The organism is Mucilaginibacter litoreus (genome assembly GCF_042676805.1).
Classification (GTDB): domain Bacteria; phylum Bacteroidota; class Bacteroidia; order Sphingobacteriales; family Sphingobacteriaceae; genus Mucilaginibacter; species Mucilaginibacter litoreus.
Map to the genome: position 1 here is coordinate 498,438 of NZ_JBHTHZ010000014.1, position 24,375 is coordinate 522,812.

Annotated in this window: 28 protein-coding genes; 11 read left to right on the forward strand and 17 right to left on the reverse strand. The window is 41.8% G+C overall.

Features of this window, described 5'->3' with window-relative positions; genetic code table 11:
• Positions 1 to 9: 9 nt before the first annotated feature.
• From trpC to ACFQZX_RS18050, 6 genes are all read right to left on the reverse strand, one after another.
• Positions 10 to 792 (reverse strand): indole-3-glycerol phosphate synthase TrpC, encoded by a 783-nt coding sequence (trpC, locus tag ACFQZX_RS18025; protein WP_377118015.1) that lies wholly within the window; start codon positions 790 to 792, stop codon positions 10 to 12.
• Between the two features lie 9 nt (positions 793 to 801).
• Positions 802 to 1,425, reverse strand: a complete 624-nt coding sequence (locus ACFQZX_RS18030) for an anthranilate synthase component II (RefSeq protein ID WP_377118017.1) — start codon at positions 1,423 to 1,425, stop codon at positions 802 to 804.
• Positions 1,426 to 1,462: 37 nt separating this feature from the next.
• Entirely contained in the window at positions 1,463 to 2,872 is a 1,410-nt protein-coding gene (locus tag ACFQZX_RS18035) for an anthranilate synthase component I family protein (protein ID WP_377118019.1), read from the reverse strand.
• Between the two features lie 220 nt (positions 2,873 to 3,092).
• Positions 3,093 to 3,554: a cytochrome B gene (locus tag ACFQZX_RS18040; protein WP_377118021.1), complete on the reverse strand. Its 462-nt coding sequence runs from the start codon at positions 3,552 to 3,554 to the stop codon at positions 3,093 to 3,095.
• Between the two features lie 96 nt (positions 3,555 to 3,650).
• Positions 3,651 to 4,844 (reverse strand): anhydro-N-acetylmuramic acid kinase, encoded by a 1,194-nt coding sequence (locus tag ACFQZX_RS18045; protein ID WP_377118023.1) that lies wholly within the window; start codon positions 4,842 to 4,844, stop codon positions 3,651 to 3,653.
• 107 nt (positions 4,845 to 4,951) lie between these two features.
• Entirely contained in the window at positions 4,952 to 5,869 is a 918-nt protein-coding gene (locus ACFQZX_RS18050; RefSeq protein ID WP_377118024.1) for a DUF6607 family protein, read from the reverse strand.
• Between the two features lie 114 nt (positions 5,870 to 5,983).
• On the opposite strand from ACFQZX_RS18050, the gene ACFQZX_RS18055 reads away from it, so the two are divergent.
• Genes ACFQZX_RS18055 through ACFQZX_RS18070 form a run of 4 tightly spaced genes read left to right on the forward strand, consistent with a single transcriptional unit; the run spans position 5,984 to position 9,120 of the window.
• Entirely contained in the window at positions 5,984 to 6,373 is a 390-nt protein-coding gene (locus ACFQZX_RS18055; protein WP_377118026.1) for an HYC_CC_PP family protein, read from the forward strand.
• Positions 6,374 to 6,427: 54 nt separating this feature from the next.
• Positions 6,428 to 6,925 (forward strand): heavy-metal-associated domain-containing protein, encoded by a 498-nt coding sequence (locus tag ACFQZX_RS18060; protein ID WP_377118028.1) that lies wholly within the window; start codon positions 6,428 to 6,430, stop codon positions 6,923 to 6,925.
• A gap of 21 nt (positions 6,926 to 6,946) precedes the next feature.
• On the forward strand, positions 6,947 to 7,744 hold the full coding sequence (locus tag ACFQZX_RS18065; protein ID WP_377118030.1) for a hypothetical protein: 798 nt from the start codon (positions 6,947 to 6,949) through the stop codon (positions 7,742 to 7,744).
• Positions 7,741 to 9,120 (forward strand): hypothetical protein, encoded by a 1,380-nt coding sequence (locus ACFQZX_RS18070; RefSeq protein WP_377118032.1) that lies wholly within the window; start codon positions 7,741 to 7,743, stop codon positions 9,118 to 9,120. Before ACFQZX_RS18065 ends, ACFQZX_RS18070 begins: the two co-directional genes overlap by 4 nt.
• Positions 9,121 to 9,157: 37 nt before the next feature.
• Here ACFQZX_RS18070 and ACFQZX_RS18075 read toward each other — a convergent pair whose 3' ends face one another.
• Together ACFQZX_RS18075 and ACFQZX_RS18080 are read right to left on the reverse strand one after the other, a co-directional pair.
• Positions 9,158 to 9,715, reverse strand: a complete 558-nt coding sequence (locus tag ACFQZX_RS18075) for a DUF922 domain-containing protein (RefSeq protein ID WP_377118034.1) — start codon at positions 9,713 to 9,715, stop codon at positions 9,158 to 9,160.
• Between the two features lie 23 nt (positions 9,716 to 9,738).
• Positions 9,739 to 10,680 carry an SPFH domain-containing protein gene (locus ACFQZX_RS18080; protein WP_377118036.1) on the reverse strand — a complete coding sequence of 314 codons (942 nt, stop codon included), beginning with the start codon at positions 10,678 to 10,680 and terminating at the stop codon, positions 9,739 to 9,741.
• A 181-nt stretch (positions 10,681 to 10,861) separates the two neighbouring features.
• Between ACFQZX_RS18080 and ACFQZX_RS18085 the strand changes: the two genes are divergently transcribed.
• The gene (locus ACFQZX_RS18085; protein ID WP_377118038.1) at positions 10,862 to 11,074 is read left to right on the forward strand and encodes a hypothetical protein; all 213 of its coding nucleotides are present in this window, start codon (positions 10,862 to 10,864) and stop codon (positions 11,072 to 11,074) included.
• A gap of 7 nt (positions 11,075 to 11,081) precedes the next feature.
• Here ACFQZX_RS18085 and ACFQZX_RS18090 read toward each other — a convergent pair whose 3' ends face one another.
• Genes ACFQZX_RS18090 through ACFQZX_RS18115 form a run of 6 tightly spaced genes read right to left on the reverse strand, consistent with a single transcriptional unit; the run spans position 11,082 to position 15,653 of the window.
• Positions 11,082 to 12,152 carry a PA0069 family radical SAM protein gene (locus ACFQZX_RS18090; protein ID WP_377118040.1) on the reverse strand — a complete coding sequence of 357 codons (1,071 nt, stop codon included), beginning with the start codon at positions 12,150 to 12,152 and terminating at the stop codon, positions 11,082 to 11,084.
• A 29-nt stretch (positions 12,153 to 12,181) separates the two neighbouring features.
• Positions 12,182 to 12,820, reverse strand: a complete 639-nt coding sequence (locus ACFQZX_RS18095; protein WP_377118042.1) for a response regulator transcription factor — start codon at positions 12,818 to 12,820, stop codon at positions 12,182 to 12,184.
• The gene (locus ACFQZX_RS18100; protein WP_377118044.1) at positions 12,804 to 13,607 is read right to left on the reverse strand and encodes a sensor histidine kinase; all 804 of its coding nucleotides are present in this window, start codon (positions 13,605 to 13,607) and stop codon (positions 12,804 to 12,806) included. Before ACFQZX_RS18100 ends, ACFQZX_RS18095 begins: the two co-directional genes overlap by 17 nt.
• Entirely contained in the window at positions 13,574 to 14,257 is a 684-nt protein-coding gene (locus ACFQZX_RS18105) for a hypothetical protein (protein WP_377118046.1), read from the reverse strand. Before ACFQZX_RS18105 ends, ACFQZX_RS18100 begins: the two co-directional genes overlap by 34 nt.
• Positions 14,258 to 14,263: 6 nt before the next feature.
• A complete protein-coding gene (locus ACFQZX_RS18110) occupies positions 14,264 to 15,211 on the reverse strand; it encodes a hypothetical protein (RefSeq protein WP_377118048.1) in 948 nt (315 codons plus the stop codon).
• A 43-nt stretch (positions 15,212 to 15,254) separates the two neighbouring features.
• Positions 15,255 to 15,653 (reverse strand): lipocalin-like domain-containing protein, encoded by a 399-nt coding sequence (locus tag ACFQZX_RS18115; RefSeq protein WP_377118050.1) that lies wholly within the window; start codon positions 15,651 to 15,653, stop codon positions 15,255 to 15,257.
• Between the two features lie 262 nt (positions 15,654 to 15,915).
• Here ACFQZX_RS18115 and ACFQZX_RS18120 point away from each other — a divergent pair, with 262 nt between their 5' ends.
• The gene (locus ACFQZX_RS18120; protein WP_377118052.1) at positions 15,916 to 16,326 is read left to right on the forward strand and encodes a hypothetical protein; all 411 of its coding nucleotides are present in this window, start codon (positions 15,916 to 15,918) and stop codon (positions 16,324 to 16,326) included.
• A gap of 69 nt (positions 16,327 to 16,395) precedes the next feature.
• The gene (locus ACFQZX_RS18125) at positions 16,396 to 16,875 is read left to right on the forward strand and encodes a hypothetical protein (RefSeq protein ID WP_377118054.1); all 480 of its coding nucleotides are present in this window, start codon (positions 16,396 to 16,398) and stop codon (positions 16,873 to 16,875) included.
• A gap of 83 nt (positions 16,876 to 16,958) precedes the next feature.
• Here ACFQZX_RS18125 and ACFQZX_RS18130 read toward each other — a convergent pair whose 3' ends face one another.
• The 3 genes from ACFQZX_RS18130 to rsfS form a co-directional block, all read right to left on the reverse strand.
• Positions 16,959 to 17,597: a LutC/YkgG family protein gene (locus ACFQZX_RS18130; RefSeq protein ID WP_377118056.1), complete on the reverse strand. Its 639-nt coding sequence runs from the start codon at positions 17,595 to 17,597 to the stop codon at positions 16,959 to 16,961.
• Between the two features lie 81 nt (positions 17,598 to 17,678).
• Positions 17,679 to 19,796, reverse strand: coding sequence for an ATP-dependent zinc metalloprotease FtsH (ftsH, locus tag ACFQZX_RS18135; RefSeq protein ID WP_377118058.1), 2,118 nt, complete (start codon positions 19,794 to 19,796; stop codon positions 17,679 to 17,681).
• Between the two features lie 66 nt (positions 19,797 to 19,862).
• Positions 19,863 to 20,237 carry a ribosome silencing factor gene (gene rsfS / locus ACFQZX_RS18140; protein WP_377118060.1) on the reverse strand — a complete coding sequence of 125 codons (375 nt, stop codon included), beginning with the start codon at positions 20,235 to 20,237 and terminating at the stop codon, positions 19,863 to 19,865.
• Positions 20,238 to 20,284: 47 nt separating this feature from the next.
• On the opposite strand from rsfS, the gene ACFQZX_RS18145 reads away from it, so the two are divergent.
• The 4 genes from ACFQZX_RS18145 (at position 20,285) to pfkA (ending at position 24,346) form a co-directional block, all read left to right on the forward strand.
• The gene (locus tag ACFQZX_RS18145; RefSeq protein WP_377118062.1) at positions 20,285 to 21,055 is read left to right on the forward strand and encodes a biotin--[acetyl-CoA-carboxylase] ligase; all 771 of its coding nucleotides are present in this window, start codon (positions 20,285 to 20,287) and stop codon (positions 21,053 to 21,055) included.
• Between the two features lies 1 nt (position 21,056).
• Positions 21,057 to 21,506 (forward strand): protein-disulfide reductase DsbD N-terminal domain-containing protein, encoded by a 450-nt coding sequence (locus ACFQZX_RS18150; RefSeq protein ID WP_377118064.1) that lies wholly within the window; start codon positions 21,057 to 21,059, stop codon positions 21,504 to 21,506.
• A gap of 18 nt (positions 21,507 to 21,524) precedes the next feature.
• Positions 21,525 to 23,267, forward strand: coding sequence for a protein-disulfide reductase DsbD family protein (locus ACFQZX_RS18155; protein ID WP_377118066.1), 1,743 nt, complete (start codon positions 21,525 to 21,527; stop codon positions 23,265 to 23,267).
• Between the two features lie 101 nt (positions 23,268 to 23,368).
• Positions 23,369 to 24,346, forward strand: a complete 978-nt coding sequence (pfkA, locus tag ACFQZX_RS18160) for a 6-phosphofructokinase (protein ID WP_377118068.1) — start codon at positions 23,369 to 23,371, stop codon at positions 24,344 to 24,346.
• Positions 24,347 to 24,375 lie beyond the last annotated feature (29 nt).

The window sequence follows — 24,375 nt, forward strand, 5'->3', positions numbered from 1 at the left end:
CCTTTTCTTTTACAGCCCCTTTACAAACGCTTTCATGGCCAACCCGGGATCGGGTTGCTTCATAAAGGTTTCGCCTATAAGAAAACCATTATAACCGGCCTGTTTTAAGTCCTTAATAATTTCAGTATCGCTAATAGCACTTTCTGATATCTTCATGAAACTATCGGGTATATGCGCTGCAAGTTTAAATGAATTTTCAACCGATACCGTGAAATCAGCCAGGTTACGGTTGTTCACGCCGATGGCATCAAGGTTATCATCAATGCTCCTTTCTAATTCCTCAAGGTTATGTACCTCTAATAATACATTTAATCCAAGGCTTTTTGCGAGTGCTGCAAGCTGCTTTATTTCTGCAGGTGTAAGTATCGCAGCGATCAGCAAAATGATATCTGCCCCGATAGACTTTGCCTCTATCACCTGGTATTCATCTATCATGAAATCCTTGCGAAGAATAGGTATATTGTTAACCGTCCTTGCTGCTATCACATCCTGCTTGTTTCCGCCAAAAAAGTTTTCGTCGGTAAGAACGGATAATGCTGAAGCTCCGGCCGCCGCATAAGCTTGGGTAACATCTTCAACCAGTACATCCGCATTGATAATACCTTTAGAGGGCGAACGGCGTTTAAACTCTGCAATTATGCCGGTACGGTCAGGAGCAAGCAAAAACTCCCTGAACGAATAGGGCGTTCTGCCGAAATGCGCAGATGCTTCCAATTGAGCAATGGACCTCTGCTGTTTACTATCGGCAACCTCTTTTTTCTTATGTTCTACTATTTTATCAAGTATCGTCATTTCCAATGATTAAGCGTTCAGCCAGTTTTCCAACATTTGTTTTCCGTGCTCTGTGAGTACAGACTCAGGATGAAACTGTACACCGCGCACATTATACTGTTTATGCCTAAGCGCCATTACCGATCCGTCCTGTTCATCAATCGCGGTTATTTCCAGCTCCTCAGGTAATTCTTTCTCTACTACCCATGAGTGGTAGCGCCCAACTTTAAAAGTATCTGGTAAGCCGTTAAATAATGGTTCCAAACCATTCGTCACCTTTATGGGCGTGGCAATGCCGTGCATAGGCTGCGGCAGGTTATAAAGGCTTCCGCCAAAAACTTCTGCAATAGCCTGCTGGCCTAAACACACGCCGAACATACTTTTTGTAGGCGCGTATGTTTTGATCACATCGAGCAAAAGCCCTGCTTCTGAAGGTATACCCGGCCCTGGTGAAAGAATAATATGGCTGAACCTGTCTATATCTTCCAGTTTGAACTGATCATTCCGCCAAACCTCACACTCCAAACCCAATTCATTAACCAGATGTACCAGGTTATAGGTAAAAGAATCATAATTGTCTATGATGAGGATGTGTTTCCCCTCCTGCCCATTAAAAGGGGAGTTGGTGGCGTTTATATTTTCCTGTGTACTCATTGTCTTTAATTTAATTCACCTCCTATGTATAGGAGTTTTACAACTCTTGTGCTAATTCTATTGCCCTGCGCAGCGCCGCTATTTTGTTATCAACTTCTTTTAGTTCGCTTTCGGCTACCGACCCTGCTACTATGCCAGCCCCGGCCTGGTAATGTAGCGTATTGTTTTTACTCAGGAACGAGCGGATCATGATGGCATGGTTAAAGTCGCCATTAAAACCCATAAAGCCGATCGCTCCACTGTAAAAGCTGCGTTTGCTTTTTTCGTTCTCGTCTATGATTTCCATCGCGCGGTATTTTGGCGCCCCGCTCAGGGTACCTGCAGGAAAAGTATCGGCCACTATTTTAAACGATGAAGTGCCCTTTTTTAAAGTACCGCTAACATGCGATACCAGGTGGATGAGATGCGAGTAGAACTGCACTTCTTTAAACGCCTTTACGGTTACATTTTCGCAATGGCGGCTCAGGTCATTACGCGCCAAATCTACAAGCATTACGTGCTCTGCCGACTCTTTAGGGTCGTTTTCCAGCTGGCGGGCAATCTCGGCGTCTTTCTCATCGTCGCCGCTGCGTTTAAAGGTGCCGGCAATAGGGAAAATGCTTGCTACATTGTTCTTAATAGTGATCTGCGCTTCGGGAGATGATCCAAAGATCCGGAAGTCACCGTAATCAAAATAAAAAAGATATGGTGATGGATTGATAGAGCGCAAGGCACGGTAAACATTGAATTCATCGCCCTGAAACTGCCTTGAAAAAGCCCTTGACGGCACTATCTGGAAAACGTCGCCACGATAAATATGCTGCTTCATTTTCTCTACAATAGCTATGAACTCCTCGTTAGTAAGGTTGCTTTGCTCTGCATTGCTGCCAGTAAAACTATATTCAGGGAAATTTTTGTTTTTGATAAGATCCTCAACACGCGATAAGCCACCCGTATGGTCATGGCCCTCTAACTCATTGTTAAATATATATAGCTCGTTTTTAAAGTGATCTATGGCGATAATGTACCTGTAAATATGGTATTGCATCACCGGTATCTTACGCGGGTCGGCTTCAACACTTTTAAGCTTAATGGTCTCAAAGTGCTCAACCGCCTCATGAGTAAAATAACCAAATAGCCCGTTAGATAGCACTTTTGAGTTGTTGCTTTCTACCTCAAAGCAGCTAATAAAACTGTTGATTTCTTCCGTAAGCTCAAATGCCACGGCATTTTTAACTTCTTCCGTGCCATCCGGGAAATGCTTTTTTAAAAAGCCCTCATTAAGCACAATGCCGCTAAACGGGGCGCAGCAAACAAAGCTCATGCTGTTTTCGCGGCTATGGTAGTCAGAGCTTTCCAGTAACAGTGAGTTAGGGAACACATCGCGCAGGCGCAGATAGATACTTACCGGGGTAGTGGTATCGGCAAGAAGTTTTTTATAAGTAGTAGTTATTTTATATTTTTTCATTTGTTGAATCTGGAACTGTTATTAACAAAAAAACCCGGCGCTTTGAGCTGTCGCCGGGTTTTTAAAATAGGTTTACATTTGATTAGTATTGCATATGCAAAAAATTATCCGGCTGCCATGTATTTACATGGTGCCACCAACTTTTATTGTAGATAGTTTTTTGCATCGCGGCAACAAATTTATAAAGAAAATTGAATTTGCAAAGTTTTCGACTACTTTTTTAGTGGGTAATCCCAAAAAATGTACGGCCGGGTACATCTTTGGTCATTAGTGCTATAGCTACAATAATAATCACCGTAGCAATGGTATAAAATATTGCTATGGCTTTATGCTTGTTTGCAGGGTTAAGCGCCTTTTTAGATTTACTGTGCCCGATGGTAATAAGCACTACTGCAATAAGCATCATGCTGATGTGCTCCACCGCCCAGTAACGTAAAGAAGCATCCTTCATAAACCCACTAACAAATTTTACATTGGGGCTTAAAAAGTACAATATCAAACCAAGCAAAAATTGCGTATGTACCGATATCATGGTAAACAAGTTCCATTTGCGGTTTCCGTCAGTATAACTTTGGTTACCCAGCCAGCCAGCAAAGGCCCTTAAAATGGCTACTACTATTAAAACAAGGACGATATACCTTAGGCCGGAATGAAATTCCAGAAAAAACTTATAAGCGTTCATGAGCGTAAATTTGCTTCGAATATAAGGATAAATTTTGCCTCACCCCAGCCCTCTCATTAAGGAGAGGAAGAATAAACAACATTTTTAATAATTCTATTAAAGTGGGAAACTAAACTTGCCCATGAGGATAGCTGGGTTCCTGCCAATATTAAGCGGCTCGCCACATAAGGCTTCGTTACCCAGCAAAGCGAATAATATGGCCTCTTTGGCATCGGGGTTTATTCCAAGTTCATCCGTATCAGTAATTATGGCAGCAGGCAAGGCTTTTTTCAGATAACTGCGTATATATGGATTCCTGGCGCCCCCACCACTGGCAAATATCTTAAGCCTGTTTGAATGGTAATTCTTTCCAATAAACTGAGCAATGCTTCTGCCGGTAAACGCACTTAGTGTAGCAATCAGATCAGCTTTGTTGATGTTAAGGGTACGGGTTGCCTGCTGCGCATCGGCAACATAATCAAGATTAAATAGCTCCGGGCCTGTAGTTTTAGGTAGCTGTTCGTTAAAAAAGGGATGTTGTAATAATGCCTCCAATAAAACATCATTTACTTCACCAGATAGGGCTATTGCCGCGTCCTCATCAAAAGGTTTATTGAAATAAGCGCGGCAGGCTGCATCGATCAAAGTATTCCCTGGGCCTATATCTGTAGACATGACCTTTGCCAGATCCCCGTCGCCAGGCAGGTAAGTAAGGTTAGCGATGCCGCCGATATTTAATAACACCCTGTCTTTACCGGTTTTGCTGCCCAGTATCACATCGCCGTAGAGGGCCAGCGGCGCGCCTTCTCCACCAGCAGCAACGTGCTTTTGCCGAAAGTCGCTTATGGTAATAATGCCGGTTTTTACGGCTATATGGTCGCCGTCGCCAATTTGCAGCGTAGCGTTACCATGTCCGGCCTGTTTATGCTGATGCTGTGGCGCATGATAAATAGTCTGGCCATGACTGGCAATAAAATCGACATCAGCAGGTGCAATTTCCCATTGTTTTAAGGCCTGCAATATTAAATCAGCGTGATAACCGCCAATATAATCGTTCAGCAAACAAACCTTTTCCAGGTCGGCATTGCGTTTAGCAAATACCTGCTTTACTTCGTCCTTAAATACATCCGGATACGGTATGGTCATAAAATTCAGCAACCGGAATTGTGTGCCGATGCCATGCCCTTTGAATCGGCATAAGGCAATATCGAGCCCGTCAAGCGAGGTGCCCGACATCAGGCCAATGCAAAGCCTTTCTTCTTTTTGGGCGATGTTAAAAAGCTTACTAAGGTTTAAATTTAATGCCGGCATAAAGCTAAAGTAGCGTTTATAGTTTTTGTGGGCAACAAACACCTCAAAAACAAAAACGGGCGTGGTTATCCACGCCCGTTACTACTAACTATAAATACGTACTATTATTATGATGCTGAGATATACCCGTTGATGATTTTTATGGTCTCGGCTTTATTCCTGGCGGAGTTCCATTTTTCTTTTTCAGATTTTTCAGCCAGGTCAAACAACTGTTCGTAAAGCAGTTTGCCATCTTTTTTGCCTGCTAATTTTATGGTGCCGTTTTTGGCGAATACATCATCCCAGGCAGCACGTGCATCTGCCCAATACCCTTGCTGGCCAGCCCACCATTTTTTAGCAAAAGCAAATTTGGCTTCATCAACCTTGGTGAATTCCTCATAGCCTTTTTCCTGGGCGATTATTTTGTCGCCGTCCGCAGAGCGTACCACTTTGTTGTTGTCCTGCTCAAACATCCAGCCCTGCGGTGTAAGGTAAATACGGTTGCCACGGTTTAGTACATTGTAATCATTGCGTTTGGTAAACTCGCGGCGCGGCAGTGGCGAGTCTGCTTTGCTTTGCCATTCATGACGGCCATCTACATGTACCCAGGTGCCAATACTCTCGTACCTCGGGCTGTCATCTACCTGGTAAACCTTCTGGGTCCAGCGGCCTTTTACTTCTGATGGTTTAAGAGCTACTTTTTTCCAGGTATTGTCTTTATCATATTGCAGGATGGTTGGCTGCTCATATACCCAGTCTTCGCGCCAGTGTTTGATCACTGTACTGTCGCCAACTACAAGCAGGTGCTGAATAGCTATTTTCTTTGGAGAATCTTCTACAATAGTTGCCCACTCATAACCCCAGGAATGGTAGCGCGGATGAAATTTGTAAGCGGTATCAGGCGCAAATGTTTCTGCGTAATTAAAGGTAACTTTATAATACCCGGCCAGCGATTTGATAGCCGCACGGTCCTGGTCGAGCTTTGATTGAGCACTTACTGTAAGTACAGATAGCCCCAGTGAAAGGATAAGGATGAGTTTTTTCATTTTAATTTAGATTAATTCTAAACAAAGTAACGATATAAAATTTTTTCTTCCAAAAATTTACCTGTAAAATATTTAATAGTTTGTAATCAATAACTTAAACTGTAAATTTGCTATATGTTGAAAAGGACAGGTATATTGCTTTTGGTGTTGCTGTACACGGTTACGGCTTCCGGCTTTAGCCTGAACCTGCATTACTGCGGTAATACAATAGCCGATATAAAAATCAACGCTCCTGCTAAAAGCTGTGCTAAGCCAATGGCAAAAAGCAAGGACAGATGTTGTAAGGATAATAAAATAAGCGTCAAAGTAAAGGATAGCCACGAAGCACAGGCTAACACTTTACTACTTAAAGCCCCGGCCGTTGAAGTTCCCAAACTTTCTTTTGATGATTTTTTTCTGCCTATACAGCAGGCAATAATGGAAAAGTTATTTGACAGAGGGCCTCCGGACGTTAGTAAGCCAACTGTTTCTGTTTTCATAAAAAATTGCAATCTAAGGATTTGAAAAGACCTGACTCCATATTCAAGTCTATTTCAATTATCTTCAATTTTTAACAACATGAAAACTTTAAAAATATTCGTTATTCTTCTTATATCAGCATTTGCTGCCAAAGCACAACCAACAAAAGCCGAATTACAGGTGAGCGGTTTAACCTGCTCGTTGTGTGCTAAAACAACCGAAAAGTCATTAAAAGCCCTTCCGTTCATCAGTGATATCAAAGCAGATCTTATCCGCAATGTTTACATGATCACTTTTAAAAATGATGTCCCGGTAGATTTTGAACAGATAAGCAAAAAGGTGAAAAGCTCGGGCTTTTTTGTTAATTATCTAAAGCCGACCTTTAATTTCGATGAGATCAAAGTGGCCGACAACGCGTTTACTTATGGCGGCAATACTTATAAGCTGCTTAATGCCGATAAGCCTTTGACCGGACCTGTAGTAGTAACCATTGTTGATAAAGGTTTTGCACCAAACTCGGTTGTAAAAAAACATCTGGGGAAGGACGTTGCAGAAACTGCTACATCAGGCGGCCGCACCTATCATTTAGCTATTTAAGGGCCCTTTTATTTTTTAATAATGAGGGCAATAATATTGGCTTTATGCCTTATGGCATGCGCCTGCTTTGCTGTTGGCCAGGAACTGTATGTAAATACAGAACCTGCCAGCAATATGGCCGCGCACTCGCTCGGGGTACGATTGGAGAACCAGGGGTTCTTTTCGCCATCGTATAAAAATCGTACAACTTTAGAGGCAATGTATGGTGTATCCGGAAAAGTGATGGTGCACGGTTCGGCTTATCTTTCTGATTTTTATCAACCACAGCAACGCTTTGAAGGTGGCAGTATTTATGCTAAATACCGCTTTCTATCGGTTGACAGTGTTCAGAAACATTTCAGGGGATCTGTATTTGCCAAGGCTGCTGTCAGTCGTAATCCATATGGGATGCAGGAAATTGCTTTAGAAGGAGATAATTCCGGCTTGCAGGGTGGCATTGTATTTACACAACTGATACATAAGCTGGCCGTATCGGGTTCGGCAAGTTACCTGCGTGGGCTTAACAGCGCCAATGACAGAGGTGCAATCACCGGATCGAGAGAATCGCTTGCATACACTTTATCTGCCGGGTACCTGCTATTACCTAAAGCCTACAGAAGCTATGAACAACTTAACTTAAATATATATGCCGAGCTGTTAGGTAAATCCAATCCGGGATATAACCAAAGTTACCTTGATGTGGCACCTGCGTTGCAATTGATCATTAACAGTACCTGTCGCATAGATTTTTCTTACCGTACCCCACTCTACAATAAAATGCAGCGCAACAGTGCAAACATGTATCTACTGCGTTTTGAGTATAACTTTTTTGAATTATGAAAAAACTTCTTCTGATAATATTTACAGTTTCAATAGCGACTGTATCATCAGCTCAAACTGACACTGCAGCCAGGATGCCTATGAAGCATAATCACGCTAAAATGATGGCAGAAATGCATCAGGACACCAGCAGGGAACCAATGATGAGCAGCCAATTTTCGCGTGATCTCCCGATGAACCGTGATGGTTCCGGAACATCATGGGTACCTGATGAAACGCCCATGTATATGTATATGGTACACGGTAAAAAATGGATGCACATGTTTCATGGAAGCGTTTTCGCCCGCTACAATAGTCAGGATCTGTTTAACAAAGGCAGCCGAGGCGCTAACAAATTTGACGCGCCAAACTGGTTTATGTATATGGCCCAGCGCAAAGTTGGCACTAACGGTTTATTTGCCATAAACACCATGCTTTCTTTTGATCCTTTTACGGTTGGTGCCGGCGGTTATCCGCTTTTGTACCAAACAGGAGAATCATATAAAGGCCGAAAACTTGTAGATAAACAACACCCGCACGACCTGTTTGCCGAACTAAGCCTTGCTTATACCCAGCGCATAGCAAAAAACACGGATGTATATTTAAGTGTAGGTATGCCCGGCGAACCGGCGCTCGGGCCACCGGTATTTATGCACCGTTTATCTGCCATGAATACGCCTGACGCTCCTTTAAGCCATCATTATGCCGATGCTACCCACATTACATTTGGTACGGCAACGCTTGGTTTCAGGTATAAAAATGTAAAACTGGAAGGTTCTGTTTTCACCGGAAGAGAACCTGACGAACATCGTTATGATTTTGATAAGTCAAAATTTGATTCTTATTCCGTTCGTCTATCTGTAAACCCTTCAAAAGAATGGGCTTTGCAGGTGTCAAATGGCTGGCTGCATAGCCCGGAGGAAGCCGAGCCGGACGAAAATGTTAACAGGTTTACAGCATCAGCCATACATACCAAAATGCTGGGCAGCAACAGTTATATCGCAACAACCCTTGTGTATGGCCAAAACAGGCATCATGGACAGACCCAACCCGCTGTGTTGTTAGAAAACAGCTTGCAGTTAAATAAAACTGCGGTTTATGGCCGGTATGAGTTTGTGCAAAAGGATGCAGGCGAGTTAGATCTGGAGGCAATGTTTCCAACTAATCCAAACTTTAACATTAATGCTCTTACACTTGGCGTTAACCGCATCCTTACTACCGTTAAGCATACCAACTTTACAGCAGGCCTACAGGGCACACTTAACTTCTCGCCACAAGCATTAAAGCCGTTATATGGCACTGCGCCACTCGGCTTTGAGATTTACCTGCGCATAACGCCTGCTCTTATGCAAATGGGTGGAAGAAAGAAGATGAACCATAGCATGATGGACATGTAACAAAGGAGGGGAGGGTGATAAACCCTCCCCTCCTTTGTTATAAACTTGCGCTTTCCTGCGGCATAAACTGCAGCCGTTTGGCAAAATAAATATCCCAGCTATGTTGTTGCTGGCGGTTAACCATGTGGGCGGTATCTTCGTCGTAGTCGCGGTTTAGCTGCTTATATTTATTGTCGATACTGTTAAAGATATTCATAGCCTCGGCCTGGTAATTAGCGCTGAACCGTGTTTGACTCATGATTCGCAGCACTTCCTGCTGTTCCAGATAGGCTATGGTGTAATGCCCTTGTTCGTGTTTCAATATTTCTGCCATTTGCGAAGCATTAACAATGCGGCTACGGTCAATCCACGATCTGTCTTTGTTCATAAATAACCGTACGTTGAAGTGCAGCAGATAATCGCCGCCGCGACGACTCGCCTGAAACTTAAAATCAATAGTACAGTTAGTATAGGCTACAACACCACGGCCGTTTGGCTTTGGCGTTCCTAAAAAATCAGCCTCCGTTAATCTTAGATGCGGTTGCGCCGATATCAAATTAGTTGTAAAGCACAGTAAGGCAATCAGGCTAATTGTCCGAAAAATCTTATAAATCATCTAAACCTTAGTAAAGTAAAACTTTACTTTTTGACTGCGTCTGTATGCAGAAGGTTTAAGCTCATCATTTCTTTCATGGTACGTTGCATGGCATCGCTCGAGCCATCCAGGAAGATAACGTTTCCTTTGGAGTTTTCAGAAAAGTGCTTGATAGATTCTGTCCACATGGTAAATAGTATCACAGAGGTATCCATGTTAGCCGTTTGCATCTCTTTGGCGGCCATAGTCATACCCTTTGCCACCTCCTCACGGAAGAGGGCGATACCCTGCCCGCGCAGTTGCGCAGCCTGGCGCTCGGCCTCTGCCGATATCTTGATTGCGTTTCCATCTGCTTCGGCCGCTTTAGTTTTGGTGATCAATAATGCCTGTCCTTCGTTTTCGGCAGCCGCTTTAAGGTTATTTGATGCTACAACCTGGCTCATTGATTTCATGATCACATCATCAAACGTGATATCGTTAAGCTGCAGGTCCTGCAGATGATAGCCCCAACTTTCCAGTATAGCATCTAATTGTTCTTTTACGTGTTCTACGATATCCCTGCGTAGTATAAGTACTTCGCTTTGTTTTTTTGTAGCTACAAAAGCACGTATCGATCCTTCTACGGTACGTATCAACGCCTGCATCAAGTTCCGTTCGTCAACAAATTTAAAGGCAACGTTTTTTATGGTTTCTTCTGCCTGGTTCAATACCGAATATAGCAGCATGGCTTTAAAGTAAACATTGGCCTGATCGTAAGTAACGGCCTGGAACTCCAGTTCTACCGAGCGGTTTTGTATGGATATTTTTGAATAAATGTTTTCTATTAACGGGATCTTGAAATTAAGGCCTGGCGTAAGTATACGGCGATATTTGCCAAATACGGTTATTACCACAATTGTACCTTGCTTTACGGTAACGAAAGAGGAAAAAATAACAATGATCAGAAAAAATAACAGAATATAGCCAAGTACCGTTGTCACTTCCATTTTTTAGTTTTTTTAATAAATATACTGTTTAAAGTGATATCAACCATGTAAAGCCATATTTATTATGTCGATTTCAGCGTCAGCATTAACCCACTTTTAATTTTAAAATAAAACTTTTTCAATCCGCGCCGGCTGTTATCTTTACAAAGAGAATTACAGAGATATGGGACTGCCGCTGAGGATGACATTTAACGAACAGGATTACGTTTATCAGATAATAAACAGCAACTTAATAAACAAAAATACCACCGAGCTTGAACTGATGCTCAATGGAGAAAAAGTTATACTTGCGAAAGAAAATGCAGTTTGGAAGCTAAAAGATGGCGACCTGCAGCTCGACGCTGATCTTATTCAGGCTTTAGGGCGGTCGGTATCCTTAAGATTAAGGATGTAACAACAAGTTAAAACAAAGCAGTTTGTTTGCCACCCTTTGGTGTGAATAGGCTCAAATCATATTCCGGCATATCTCTGCCTGCTAAAAAGCGCACACAAGCCATGCGGTACAATTGATGAATTGAACTGGCTATATGTCCGTCGCCACTCATCCGCCTGCCAAAATCACTATCGTTTAAGTTGCCGCCATGGCAGGATTTGATCATGTTAAGTACTTTTTCAGCACTATCCGGAAAAGCTTTATGAATCCAGTCGGTAAATATTTCGGCAATAGCGCCGTTTAACCTTACAATAGTAAACCCAGCAGAAACAGCCCCCCTATCTGCAGCGGCCTTAATAATATCGAGTATCTCATTACTGTTTAAACCCGGGATAATTGGCGCAACCATTACCCTGCACGGAATGCCTTTTTCAGATAATTTTTGTATAACGCCCAGGCGGCTCATGCCGGTTACTGTGCGGGGTTCCAGCTTTTGCCTTAACGATTCGTTAAGTGATGTGATGGAAATATTTACGTGCGCAAGCCGCAATTGGGCCATTTCGCTTAAAATATCAATATCCCGCAGTATTACGTTGTTTTTTGTGATGATACTGACCGGGTTACGGTAACGATGAAAAACTTCAAGCAATGATCGTGTTATCTTTAATTTGCGCTCAATAGGTTGGTAACAATCTGTATTTCCGGATAATACAATAGGCACTGGCTTGTAGCCTTTTTTATTGAAGTGTTTTTCAAGCAGCTCGGCCGCATTACGTTTTACAATTATTTTCCGCTCAAAATCAAGCCCGGCACTAAAGCCGTAGTACTCATGACTATTGCGGGCATAACAGTAGATACAACCATGTTCACATCCCTGGTAAGGGTTAATGGATACAAAATGGCTAAGGTCTGGACTGTTAGATTCGCTTACTATCTTTTTCGGGCTCTCCTCAAAAAGTTGTGTGCGGGTATTTTCAAGCAATTGTTCATCAAGCCCTTCTATGTGCTCGGTAACATATTTATTTTGCAGAAACCTGTTATGTGTGTTTACCTGTGCCCCTCTGCCCTTAAAAAACTCCGGATTATCCTCATGTGCCATACAGCAAATTTGCTAATATTTTTAGCAAATTACAACTGTATATAATTGTTTTTTATGGCATACAAAACCAGGCCGACCCTGCTTTTTATTTGCAGTTTTTCAAAAAGCTGATCGCGATAGCCATCAACGGTTCGGGCGCTTATGCACATCTGATCGGCAATCTCCTTGTAAGTAAGTTCTGTTCCAACAAGTTTTAAAAATTCAATTTCGCGGCTGTTCAGCTTAACAGCTTCTGCATTTTTATTGAAATTATGTACAAGGTGCCGCATTACAAACTCAGGATAATATAGCTCACCTTGAGACACTTTTTTTAGCGCCTGCTCAAATTCCTGCGGTTCGGCATCTTTAAGCAAATAGCCTTTAACGCCTAATCTCACCATTGTAAGTACCTTCTCGGCATCTTCAAACATCGAAAGTATAATGATATTAATTTCGGGATAGGTTTTTTGCAGCCACTGTGCTGTATTTACACCATCCATTACCGGCATATTTATATCCAGTAAAATAATGTCCGGTTTAAATTTTGGAGATAATTTACGCGTGAGTTCTTCGCCGTTAGCGGCTTCAAAAAGGATCTTATATCCGGAAAGATTTCCTATCAGCGAAACCATACCGCTTCTGAAAAGACGATGGTCATCAACAAGGGCAATTTTAACTTCCGTGGGCATGGGTAAACCTGGTAAGCGGATCAATAGTTACTTTTATAAAACAACCCTCTCCCGGCGAGCTTTCAATTGCAGCTTCGGCACCGATCAAGGCAGCCCTGTTCACTATATTTTTAAGGCCCGATCCACTATTAGGAAGTGCACCGGCATAAAAACCAACCCCGTTGTCTTGGATGGTTAAATTAAACAAATGGTCAAAATAATCCAAACGTATTTTCAGGTCTGTTGCATGCGAATGTTTAAAAGCATTATTTAAAGCTTCCTGGAAAATACGGAACAGAACCAGTTCGCGTTGTTCGCCTAAACTATGGGCATCGCCCCCCACAGAAATATCTACATTGATGATGCCGATTTTATTGATCCGCTCGGCCTCAAGCTCAATAGTTTTTACCAGGCCCAAATGCATGATATGCTCAAGGCTTAAACTCTTTGAAAGGTCGCGCAGATCTGTTATTACCTGGGCTACCAATGCACGGCTTTCTTCAATCCGTTGTTCGGTTTGCTGCTTGGTGGATTTGGCCGGTAAGGCCAGGTTTAGCTTAACGAATGACAGCACCTGGGTGATGTTGTCGTGTATCTCGCGGCTGATATGCGTAAGGGTTTCCTCCTGGATCTCCGTACGTGCTTTTAAAAGCTCTTGCTGATATTTTGATTCGAGCAAAGCCTTCTCTTCTATATGCCTTTTTTTGCGCTGATTATACAGGTTTACATAAAGCACAATAAATGCCGGCGCTAATAAAAAAATAAAGGTTGCTATCAGTATGAGCTCTTTAATATCGGTGTTTGCCATCTCTTACATAAAAATGAATAACTCCAGCACCCGTATAAAATAACGTTCAGCGCATTATAAATATAATAAGTTAAAGGATTATGAGATGTAACCAATATAGCGGATAACTTATCTCTGAATAACGTGGATATTATTGTACCAAAGCAAAAAAATAATATGCCTGTAACCCACCAAAAGCCAGCAGATGTTTTTAGCTCAATGTAATCTTCATCTTTAAGCAGCAGGTAATAGTAATATAAGCTGTAGCAAATAAGCATTACCAACAGCACTGTGTAAGTATCATTATTAAATACATAAAAGCCATGTTTATGCAGCTCAAAGCCGTATAATACCGCAATAAGTGCAAGCCCGCAGCCTATTACATAAGTCGCTGCCTTATGCTTGCCTATAAGATATTTAAATTGAACAGAGAAAAATAATGCCTGGGCAATTAAAAGCACATTATATACCCAGGCATTACTTAAATTATGCTGCACATCCTGCAGATAAATACGTTTTACGTGCCTGCCTGTAAACTCAGCAACCACAATAACCAGCATGAAAAAAATCATGTTTTTCCACACGGTATCTGGTTGCCTGTACAGGCAACCAATGGCCATGATCAGACATAGCAGCTCAACAATAGTATTTATCGTAAAGTAGAACAGCATTTTTAATTAGTTACAGTTGGTTGGGCATAGTTCTCCGTTATCAAAAGGAGGCGGGAACATACCATGGCCAATCTTATCCTCATATTTTTTAACAAAGTTTTTCAGCGTATGGCAGTCAAAGTAATCTTCATAATAATTCCCTGGCGTTACCAGTTTTGTAGTGGTTAAAATAAAGGTATCTCTGTTTCTGTTCCTTGCAACCTGATCATTTGGTAAGTGGCGCGCTAAATACACACGTATGCCATCGCATTGCTGATCTTTTACCATATCTCTTAGCATTTCGGTATCAAACCACTCCGCGCGGGTATTAAAAGGATGAGCGGTATAATTTGCTACCATGTCTTCAGCATCCTTTCTTCTCAGATAATGAGCATCCTCTCCGCAAGATGTGTCATCTGTGCAGGTAGTGCACCGTTTAAACAGCGTTGCTCCAGGGTCGTTATATGTCGCTTTTATTTCAAGTTTTGTTTGCTGCGGGTTAAAAAGTACATCTGCCGCTGCCGATGAGTGCTCATAATAATCATCATGGGTTTTATCTGGTTGTGCGGCTGATTTGAACTCCCTTGTCGCAATTATTAATAAGGTTAAAGGCTCTGCTGCCGATTTTTTTGCAAAATAAACTCTTACACCGTCTGGCTTTGGTGATCCGGCAGGTGTGCTTGCTGCGTCGGCATCTAATACCTTTACAATTTTTGCAACCATGTCTTTATTAATAAAGAATGTGATTGGCGCTTGTTGCAGGGTAGTCATTTGCTGTTCGAAGTTTCTGATCATCTGCCCGGCAGTTTGCTGGTCAACTCCGTTAAGCGTTTTTTTGTGAACAGTAGCAGTTGATCGGGCTCCAGCCGTTGTTGTAGTGTCTGTAGCAGATGATGCTTTTTTTCCATTGTCACCGCAGCCGGTACTGGCGGCAAAAAACAGCATTGCGCTGGCCATTGCATAAATCGTTTTCATGTGGTTAAGGGCTTAGTAGTTAATTATTAGGGTTATTTATTAATTATCGTTTTAAATATAAAGTCCCCTCACTTTCCGAGCTATTGTGATATAGTACTAACTGATTGTTTGTAAGTTTTTTGATCTCGAGCACGGCCTGATCGCCAGCCACTGTCAAAATCAGCTGATTATCTGATACACGCCAACTGGCATAATCGCCATCAAAACTGTCGTATGCCGTACCGTCTTCGTTAAACATCAGGTATTCGCCATCTGTAAATACCTCGGTATCTGTTTCGTTGTCATCTTTATCCCGCTCAATGCTTCTGTCGTAATACCATTTGCCAACAATTTTGCTTTTAGAGGCATTGGGCGAGGAATCATCTTTATCTTTTTTACAGCCGGTAAAAGCAAACAAACACGCCGAGACAACGGCGATAATAATCCATAGGTTTTTTTTCATTGTAATAAGGTTAAGGTTAAATATTATTTATGATAAATATAAGCATTAATAATTAAGCCGTAAATACTTGTAATCAATGGCTAAGATATGCCCGGTATGATATTAAACAGACCGTGAAAACACGGTGTTTTACACGCTATTTTACAGATATATTTAGGGCGAATGGCCTGTTTGTGTTGCTTATAGAATGCGCCAATTTTGTTGTGTTATAATTACCGGGAAAGCCGAAAACGGATAAGAGTAGGCAACAGAAAACAAGGCCATGTTATTATACGACGAAAACCTTCAGCAATTGAGCGAAGCTCAAATTGCAGCATTAAAACAAGAATTACTTACAGGATTAGACACTATAGCTGTGCCTGAACAACAGGAGCTTGAGTCAGACCTGGCGGATTATTATGTACAGGCAGATGCCCAGGAGAAGGGACTTTATCAAATGGAATCGCTTGCATACAAAGCCGCTAATATGGGCGAAACTATCTTTGAAAGGATACGGAAATTTATATGCGGCTTTTTAGCGGCAGATTCTACCGCATCTGATATTATAGACAAAATTTTGGAAGCAATAGCAAGTATTATTCCAGGTGGTATAATTATTAAATGGATAGTAAAAAAGCTTGTAAAATATATATTAAATATTGGATATCAGGCATTATGCCCAACAGGTAACTGATATTACAATACTAAGCTTAAATAATTAAATACATATTACTTTTAACAAACCTTAAACTAAATCACACAAATGAAAACACTTAAACGTAACGCGTTTATTAAAGCCTTCGCTATTGTTTTGGCTGTATTATTTCTGGGTGCATGTAAAAAAGACAGCAGCGATGACGGAGGTAACGATCCGGGTAAAGGATCCTTCAAATTAAAGGGTAACGAGTACAGCGGGATCTGTACTTCTATACCTGCCACCAGCGGCGTAAGCGGTAATATAGATGTGCTGATAACCACATCATCCGGCACAGCTGTTTTCGCTATGTACAATATGCCAAAAGGGAGCAGCGGTACAACCCAGGTTGTTAATTTTGATGATGAGGATGTAGCTTTCTCATCCAGTTTATATGCTATATGTACAATTTATTCAGGCAATAACGTGTATTACTCCACATCTGGTACGGTAACTAAAACCAGCAGCAATTCTTTTAATTTCTCGATCAACCTTTATGATCCCATCGAGGAGGAAAACGTAACCATAACAGGTTCCGGTAAATATTAAAATCTAAACCTAAACCTTATCACAACCGTAACGGCGTATGTATTACATACGTCGTTTTTTTTAAAATTATTATCGTGAATACATCAGCCGTCAAGTAAAAATACAAAAAGCTCTTTGGGGCCGTGCGCACCCAAAACCAGCGTTTTTTCAATATCGGCCGTGCGGCTGGGGCCGGTAACATGGGTTATCATGGATGGTATATTTTTGCCGTACTTTTCTTTTAACAGCCTAAACCCATCTTTAAAATCAGGTACAATTTGCGACGTGTAAGCCAAAACAATATGCACCGGAGGATAAATGCTTAGCCTGCGGCCGGCTGCATTGGCATTTGATAACAGGATAGTACCACTACGTGCTATTAAAGCTTCACAAAGCGTAAAGCCAACTTCTGCCTGTTCAAAATCTTTATCAGTTTCAAAAAATGGGTACTCATAAAGTTTCAGTAAGTCCTGCAGGGGTTGTTCCCAGCAATAAATCTTATGCCATTTACGCTCCTCGGCCAGCTCAAGCAGGTTCTCTATGAATTGTACCTCGTCCTCGCAAAAAACAAACTGCCCGCTTGCATTCCCAAAGTTCTCGGCAAACATCACTTCCGGGAGCTCATCCGAGGGAGGATACATTGGCATATCTTCCAGATTGGGATACGGATTATCACGTTTTTCTAAAAGCGCCTTACGCACTTTTTTTAAAAGCTTTTCTTTAGATGTAGTGATGTCCCTCATATCAAATCGAAAGTAAAAAGATTAAAGTATAAAGTCGCAAGCCTTTATCAGACTTACGACTTTATACTTTAATCTTAAAAGTTATTCTTTTACAGTATCTGTTTCTTCCGGATTGCGGTTGAAAGTGCCCGAGTGATCAACAACACCTTCATGAACCAATCCCTGGGCTGCAGGGTCCTGATCCGACTCGCCCGGCCCATTCACAAACTCATCGTAAGTTGTGCGGTTATCAAACGGGCGTTTTCCTAAGATTTCCTCCAGGTCCGATTGGAAGAGAATTTCCTTTTCAATGAGTTTATTGGCCAGTTTTTCCAGCCCTTCGCGTTTCTCTGTTAATAATTGTTTGGTGCTTTGGTAAACATCATTGATCAGCGACCTCACTTCGTTATCAATCAGCTCGGATGTTTTTTCTGAGTATGGCTTATTGAACTGATACTCTCCCTGGGTATCATTAAAAGATACATTGCCTACCTTGTCGTTCATGCCATAAATGGTAACCATGGCATAAGCCAGCTTAGTTATACGCTCAAGGTCATTCTGCGCACCTGTGGATATCTTGCCAAATGTAATATCCTCTGCAACGCGGCCCCCCATTGTCATGCGCATCCCATCAAGCAGTTGCTCGGTTGTATATAAAAACTGCTCTTTTGGTAAATATTGCGCGTAGCCTAATGCTGCTACCCCACGAGGAACAATTGAAACTTTCACCAATGGATCGGCATGTTCTAAAAACCAGCCTGCAATAGCATGGCCGGCCTCGTGATAGGCAACAATGCGTTTTTCTTCAGGAGAAATGATTTTATTCTTTTTCTCTAAACCACCTATAACACGGTCTATAGCATCCTGAAAATCCTGCATATCTACAGCCTCTTTGTTTTTACGGGCGGCAATAAGTGCGGCCTCGTTACAAACATTGGCAATTTCGGCACCTGCAAAACCCGGGGTTTGTGCAGATAATTTTTTAGCGTCAACGCCATCTGCCAGTTTTACAGGTTTTAAGTGTACTTTAAATATCTGTTCGCGGCCAACCAGATCGGGTTTATCAATAGATACCTGGCGGTCAAAACGGCCCGGGCGTAATAGCGCCGAGTCTAAAACATCCGGGCGGTTGGTAGCTGCAAGAATAATAATGCCCGAGTCTGTACCAAAACCATCCATTTCTACCAATAGCTGGTTAAGCGTATTCTCACGCTCGTCATTGCCACCTACAATGTTGTTTTTGCCACGGGCACGGCCTATAGCATCAATCTCATCAATAAAAATAATACAAGGGGCCTTATCTTTTGCCTGGCGGAACAAGTCGCGCACACGGGATGCACCCACACCCACAAACATCTCCACAAAGTCGGAGCCTGAAAGAGAGAAGAAAGGTACCTGTGCTTCTCCGGCAACAGCTTTTGCCAGCAGGGTTTTACCGGTACCCGGCGATCCTACTAAAAGGGCGCCTTTAGGTATTTTACCACCCAGGTTGGTGTATTTTTTTGGATTTTTCAGAAAATCCACAATTTCCATAACTTCCTGCTTAGCCTCTTCAAGGCCGGCAACATCATTAAAGGTAACGCTTACCTGAGCCTCTTTATCAAACAAGGTAGCTTTTGATTTGCCGATGTTAAAGATCTGTCCGCCCGGGCCACCGCCTGTACCGCCGCTCATGCGGCGCATTATAAACAGCCATACGCCAACAAGCAATACCGCCATAATTATACACTGCACTAACCAATTGCTTAACAGGTTTTCTTTACCCTGCTCATATTTAACAGGAGTTTTTTCAGTGTCTGGCAGATCTTTTTCTGCTGCAGTTAAAGATTGTTTTAAACTTTCGTAGCTGGCATCGGTAAAATAAAACTGCGGGCCATCATTACTCATGCTAAGGCCGCGTTGTGGTTTGTTTACATCGGCATATTTAGGTTTGCTAAGGCTGTCTTTTTTAATGTAAACCTCGGCCATTACCAGGTCGCCGCTTTTATAGGCTACTATATGATCAACGTCATGCGCCTTTAACATTGTATTGTTAAAGGTTTGAAAATCTATTTGTTTACCGTTATTGCCAGCCCATAAGGTAGGGATTACCAGTAAACCAATAATTAAAACGGCATATAGCCACATTAAATTAAATTTAGGGGGCTTTGGCGTTTGTTTTTTATTTGGAGCCTTACGTAAAGGCTTAGGACCATCGGATCTTTTATCTTTTATTTCCATTTCTTCTTGGTGAAGCTCAATAAGCTAATTCAATAATTTACAACAGGGTACTCTTTTGAGCTTTGTTTAAGCGCTTTTATAGCTTTTAATTTCAGCATCGCCCCATAATTCCTCAACGCCATAAAATTCGCGTTTATCTGTCCGGAAAATGTGGATAACCACATCTACATAATCAAGCAAAATCCACTCGCCATACTCAAGCCCTTCTTTGCGCCAGGGCTCAAGATTAAGCGCTTTATAAATTTCTTCTTCAACACTGTTTGCAATTGCCTTTACCTGCGTGGTAGAATCGGCATGGCAAACTACAAAGTAATCTGCTACCGAACTATTTATATTTCTAAGATCAAGCCTTACCAGATCATTCCCCTTTTTCTCCTGCATGCCGTGTATAGCCAGCTCAGAAATGTAAGCGGATTCATTTATCACTTTACTTTTTACCATTAAAAAGATTTAGTTTTGAACGATTTTAAGTTTAATAATATTATACGTTGCAAAATAACATATTTTCAGGATTATTTGTTGGACAAAATTTAGTCGTCCTGAAAGAAGTTGACTCTACAAATACTTTTCTCAAAAATTCTTTGTCAAATTCCAAGCCATTACCAGAGGGAACGGTCATTATGGCAGAAGACCAATATGCGGGCCGCGGACAGCGAGAAAATACCTGGCATGCAGAACCCGGTAAAAATTTAACTTTTAGCATTTTGCTTAACCCAACGTTTTTATCGGCGCAACAACAATTTGACCTGACCCGTGCCGTGAGTATGGGTGTATATGACGCTTTATACCCCCTGTTGCGTGACAGCCTTAAAATAAAATGGCCCAATGATGTTTACTACCAGGATAAAAAGCTTGGAGGCATGCTTATTGAAAATATATTGCAGGGGGCGCAGATAAAGCATGCGGTAGTTGGTATTGGTATTAACATTAATCAGGAAAATTTTCATCCCGGGGCGGTAAATGCAACATCTCTGAAAAAGATATTACAGAAGGATTATGATTTACAATATATATTAGCCGAAATTTGCAACCGCATTGAGGCATATTACCTGCAGCTTAAAGCCGGCAAATTACAGTTTGTAAGGGATTTATATATTAGCCGACTATATCGTTTAAACGAAAGGCACTGGTATAAGTCTAATGAAAAGAAGTTTGAAGGTATTATAAAAAATGTGCAGCCAGGCGGTTTGCTGATGGTTGAACATGACGGACAGGAATACACCTATAATTTAAAGGAAATTGAATTTTTAGATGATTAAAATGAAAAAATTATTTTTAGCATTAACCGCTCTTTTTATAACTATAGGGGCAAAAGCACAAATAGAAACACACGTAACCTGGGCTTTTGCCGCCAAAAAGATCAGCGCTACAGAAGCGGTTGTGCTGGCTAAGGCTACCATCGATCCAGGATGGCATATTTATTCGCAAACGGTTAAAGAAGGCGGCCCGGTTAAAACCGAATTTACGTTTACTCCCTCAAAAGATTTTACAGTTACTGGTAAACCCTCTGAGCCAAAACCCATCACCAAGTTTGAAAAGGTATTTAATATGAATGTAGGATACTTTGAGAACGCAGTTATATTTCAGCAAAAAGTAAAACTTAAATCAGCCAAAGCTACCTTAGTTAAAGGTAAGGTAGAGTTCATGACCTGTAATGATTCTAAGTGCCTTCCGCCAGATGAGGTTGAATTTAGCGTAGCCATAAAATAAGTATCTTATTCTGCATAAATGACACCAGTTAAAGGCCGCGGCCTCTTGTTCCGATCTATTTCTGTTTTACTGTTGATTATTGCTTCGTGGCTGTTTGTGCCACAGGCAAAGGCTATGCAACCCTCGGCTGATACCATATCAACCGGCGATGTAGAGTTTACAGAAGCACCATCGGCAAGTCAGCAATTGGCGGCTCAAAAAGCTAAAACCGACTCAATAGCAAAAATAAAGGCGGATTCTGTTAGTAAAACTAAGGTTGCTTTAAATAAAGCAGTTGGCAATTCAAAAGACAGCAACGCCAGTCTTTGGCAACTATTCATTATCGGCTTTTTGGGCGGATTTGCTGCCTTTTTATTGCCATGCGTATATCCGATGTTGCCCTTAACAGTAAGCTTTTTTACAAAAAGAGGCGGAACGCGCGCAAACGCTATCTGGCAATCATGTTTATATGGCCTCTCCATCATATTTATTTATGTTTTTTTTGGCTTGCTGATCACAATTGTTTTTGGCCCCGCCGCATTAAACGGGCTTGCCACTAACGGAATATTTAATTTCTTTTTCTTTTTGATGCTGTTGGTTTTTGGTGCATCGTTTCTTGGTGCCTTTGAAATAACGCTACCAAGTTCATTAGCTAATAAGCTTGATGCAAACTCAGATAAAGGAGGGTTTGCGGGAATATTTTTTATGGCTGCCACTTTAGTAGTGGTATCCTTTTCATGTACAGGCCCCGCTATTGGCGGAGTGTTAGCAAATGCCTTTATCAAAGGCGAGCGCCTTGGCCCTGCCATATTGATGTTTGGTTTTGCCCTGGCCATAGCGCTTCCTTTCACAATTTTTGCAATGTTTCCATCTGCGTTAAAAAGTTTACCAAAATCTGGCGGCTGGTTAAATAGCGTTAAGGTTATCTTAGGCTTTATTGAAATTGCATTTGCTTTAAAATTTTTATCAAACGTAGACCTGGCTTACCACTGGAATATAATTGACCGCGAAGTGGTATTATCCATTTGGATAGCAATAGGCTTGTTAATGAGTTTATACCTTATAGGGAAGATTAAATTTTCTCATGATAGCGATGTTAGTCATCTTACTGTTACGCGTACTTTCTTTGCAATGGCGGCATTTGCCTTCACAGTTTATATGATACCTGGGTTGTGGGGAGCGCCATTAAAATCCATCAGTGCATTGCTGCCACCTTTAAGTACACAGGATTTTGATCTTTCGGCAGGAGGTGTTTCAACAACCACAGTATCTGCAGGTACGAATACTGCCACTGTAGGTGAAAAAAAGTACGAAGAAATATTTAAGCGCCTGCCAAAGGTAAAAGGCATTGACGACTGGTATGATTATGACCAGGCGGTGGAAGTATCAAAACAACTGCATAAGCCTATAATGATTGATTTTACAGGATGGAATTGCGTAAACTGCAGGCAAATGGAACAAAACGTATTTCCAGACCCGGAGGTGTTTAAGCGCCTGCAAAACGAGTTTGTGATGCTGCAACTGGTTATTGACGATAAAACAGAGTTGCCCCAAAACGAACAATTCATATCAACAGTATCAGGCAAGAAAATCACTACTATTGGCGGAAAATGGCTTGATTTTGAGATAAGTAAATATAATTCAAATGCTCAACCCTATTACGTTATCATAAACGAAAAGGGCGAAACGCTTGTCCCTCCGCAAGGTGCAAACTCAAACATATCAGAGTTTATTAAATTTTTAGACAGTGGAATAGCTGCCTATAAAAATAGCACTAAGTAAAAAAATAATGTAACTTCGCGGAAACTTTACAAAGCCACATTTAATACATGTGATTGATAGAGAATCCCGCACACTTATGAACTTATAGCGCCCTTTAAAAAATGACGCAAATAAAAAATATAGGACTTTTTACATCCGGCGGCGACGCGCCGGGAATGAATGCCGCTATTCGTGCGGTTGTTCGTTCTGCTTATTACTATGGTATAGAAGTTACCGGTATCCGCCGTGGATATGAAGGTATGATAAACGGCGAATTGTTTGCTATGGACCGCAAATCTGTCGCTAATATAATTCAGCGCGGGGGCACTATTTTAAAAACCGCCCGCAGCGAACAATTCAGAACACCTGAAGGACGTAAATTAGCCTACGATCAATTAAAAACTCATGGTGTTGATGCACTTGTTGCTATAGGTGGTGATGGCACTTTTACCGGTGCCCGCATTTTTGGGAATGAGTATGATATACCTGTTATAGGCCTTCCGGGCACTATAGATAACGACCTTGTAGGTACCGATTTTACAATTGGTTATGATACCGCTATCAATACGGTTATTGACGCTGTTGATAAGATCAGGGATACTGCAGAGTCGCACGACCGTGTATTTATTATCGAAGTAATGGGGCGCGACTCAGGGCTTATCGCTTTGCGTACAGGTATTGCTTCAGGTGCCGAGGCTATAGTTATCCCGGAAACTGAAACCAACATCGGCGCGCTTTGTGAGCGCTTAGAAACCGGTCGTAAAGACAAGCTTTCTAAGATTGTAATAGTTGCCGAGGGTGATGATGCAGGTGGCGCGTTTGAGATTGGCCGCCAGGTCAAAGAGCGTTTTCCGCATTATGATACCCGGGTTTCTATTTTAGGCCACATACAACGTGGCGGCCGCCCTTCATGTATGGATAGGGTGCTGGCCAGCCGTATGGGTGTTGCCGCGGTTGAAGCCTTGCGCGACGGCCGCCGCAATGAGATGATAGGGATTGTTCATAGTGAAATTAACTACACCCCATTTGAGCATGCGTGCAAACATGTGGAAGAGATCAACCCTAATCTTTTAAAAATTGTAGAGATCCTCTCTATATAAACATACAGCAATAACGTTATATCCTTAAC

Excerpts from the sequence above, each read along its gene's own strand:
- ACFQZX_RS18075 (WP_377118034.1), bottom strand. The coding sequence starts at position 9,715 with ATGATTTATAAGATTTTTCGGACAATTAGCCTGATTGCCTTACTGTGC.
- ACFQZX_RS18070 (WP_377118032.1), top strand. The coding sequence starts at position 7,741 with ATGAAAAAACTTCTTCTGATAATATTTACAGTTTCAATAGCGACTGTA.
- ACFQZX_RS18055 (WP_377118026.1), top strand. The coding sequence starts at position 5,984 with ATGTTGAAAAGGACAGGTATATTGCTTTTGGTGTTGCTGTACACGGTT.
- ACFQZX_RS18090 (WP_377118040.1), bottom strand. The coding sequence starts at position 12,152 with ATGGCACATGAGGATAATCCGGAGTTTTTTAAGGGCAGAGGGGCACAG.
- ACFQZX_RS18095 (WP_377118042.1), bottom strand. The coding sequence starts at position 12,820 with ATGCCCACGGAAGTTAAAATTGCCCTTGTTGATGACCATCGTCTTTTC.
- ACFQZX_RS18060 (WP_377118028.1), top strand. The coding sequence starts at position 6,428 with ATGAAAACTTTAAAAATATTCGTTATTCTTCTTATATCAGCATTTGCT.
- ACFQZX_RS18130 (WP_377118056.1), bottom strand. The coding sequence starts at position 17,597 with ATGAGGGACATCACTACATCTAAAGAAAAGCTTTTAAAAAAAGTGCGT.
- ACFQZX_RS18155 (WP_377118066.1), top strand. The coding sequence starts at position 21,525 with ATGACACCAGTTAAAGGCCGCGGCCTCTTGTTCCGATCTATTTCTGTT.
- ACFQZX_RS18115 (WP_377118050.1), bottom strand. The coding sequence starts at position 15,653 with ATGAAAAAAAACCTATGGATTATTATCGCCGTTGTCTCGGCGTGTTTG.
- ACFQZX_RS18030 (WP_377118017.1), bottom strand. The coding sequence starts at position 1,425 with ATGAGTACACAGGAAAATATAAACGCCACCAACTCCCCTTTTAATGGG.
- ACFQZX_RS18065 (WP_377118030.1), top strand. The coding sequence starts at position 6,947 with ATGAGGGCAATAATATTGGCTTTATGCCTTATGGCATGCGCCTGCTTT.
- ftsH (WP_377118058.1), bottom strand. The coding sequence starts at position 19,796 with ATGGAAATAAAAGATAAAAGATCCGATGGTCCTAAGCCTTTACGTAAG.
- ACFQZX_RS18035 (WP_377118019.1), bottom strand. The coding sequence starts at position 2,872 with ATGAAAAAATATAAAATAACTACTACTTATAAAAAACTTCTTGCCGAT.
- rsfS (WP_377118060.1), bottom strand. The coding sequence starts at position 20,237 with ATGGTAAAAAGTAAAGTGATAAATGAATCCGCTTACATTTCTGAGCTG.
- pfkA (WP_377118068.1), top strand. The coding sequence starts at position 23,369 with ATGACGCAAATAAAAAATATAGGACTTTTTACATCCGGCGGCGACGCG.
- ACFQZX_RS18100 (WP_377118044.1), bottom strand. The coding sequence starts at position 13,607 with ATGGCAAACACCGATATTAAAGAGCTCATACTGATAGCAACCTTTATT.
- ACFQZX_RS18120 (WP_377118052.1), top strand. The coding sequence starts at position 15,916 with ATGTTATTATACGACGAAAACCTTCAGCAATTGAGCGAAGCTCAAATT.
- ACFQZX_RS18085 (WP_377118038.1), top strand. The coding sequence starts at position 10,862 with ATGACATTTAACGAACAGGATTACGTTTATCAGATAATAAACAGCAAC.
- ACFQZX_RS18080 (WP_377118036.1), bottom strand. The coding sequence starts at position 10,680 with ATGGAAGTGACAACGGTACTTGGCTATATTCTGTTATTTTTTCTGATC.
- ACFQZX_RS18110 (WP_377118048.1), bottom strand. The coding sequence starts at position 15,211 with ATGAAAACGATTTATGCAATGGCCAGCGCAATGCTGTTTTTTGCCGCC.
- ACFQZX_RS18105 (WP_377118046.1), bottom strand. The coding sequence starts at position 14,257 with ATGCTGTTCTACTTTACGATAAATACTATTGTTGAGCTGCTATGTCTG.
- trpC (WP_377118015.1), bottom strand. The coding sequence starts at position 792 with ATGACGATACTTGATAAAATAGTAGAACATAAGAAAAAAGAGGTTGCC.
- ACFQZX_RS18045 (WP_377118023.1), bottom strand. The coding sequence starts at position 4,844 with ATGCCGGCATTAAATTTAAACCTTAGTAAGCTTTTTAACATCGCCCAA.
- ACFQZX_RS18040 (WP_377118021.1), bottom strand. The coding sequence starts at position 3,554 with ATGAACGCTTATAAGTTTTTTCTGGAATTTCATTCCGGCCTAAGGTAT.
- ACFQZX_RS18150 (WP_377118064.1), top strand. The coding sequence starts at position 21,057 with ATGAAAAAATTATTTTTAGCATTAACCGCTCTTTTTATAACTATAGGG.
- ACFQZX_RS18125 (WP_377118054.1), top strand. The coding sequence starts at position 16,396 with ATGAAAACACTTAAACGTAACGCGTTTATTAAAGCCTTCGCTATTGTT.
- ACFQZX_RS18050 (WP_377118024.1), bottom strand. The coding sequence starts at position 5,869 with ATGAAAAAACTCATCCTTATCCTTTCACTGGGGCTATCTGTACTTACA.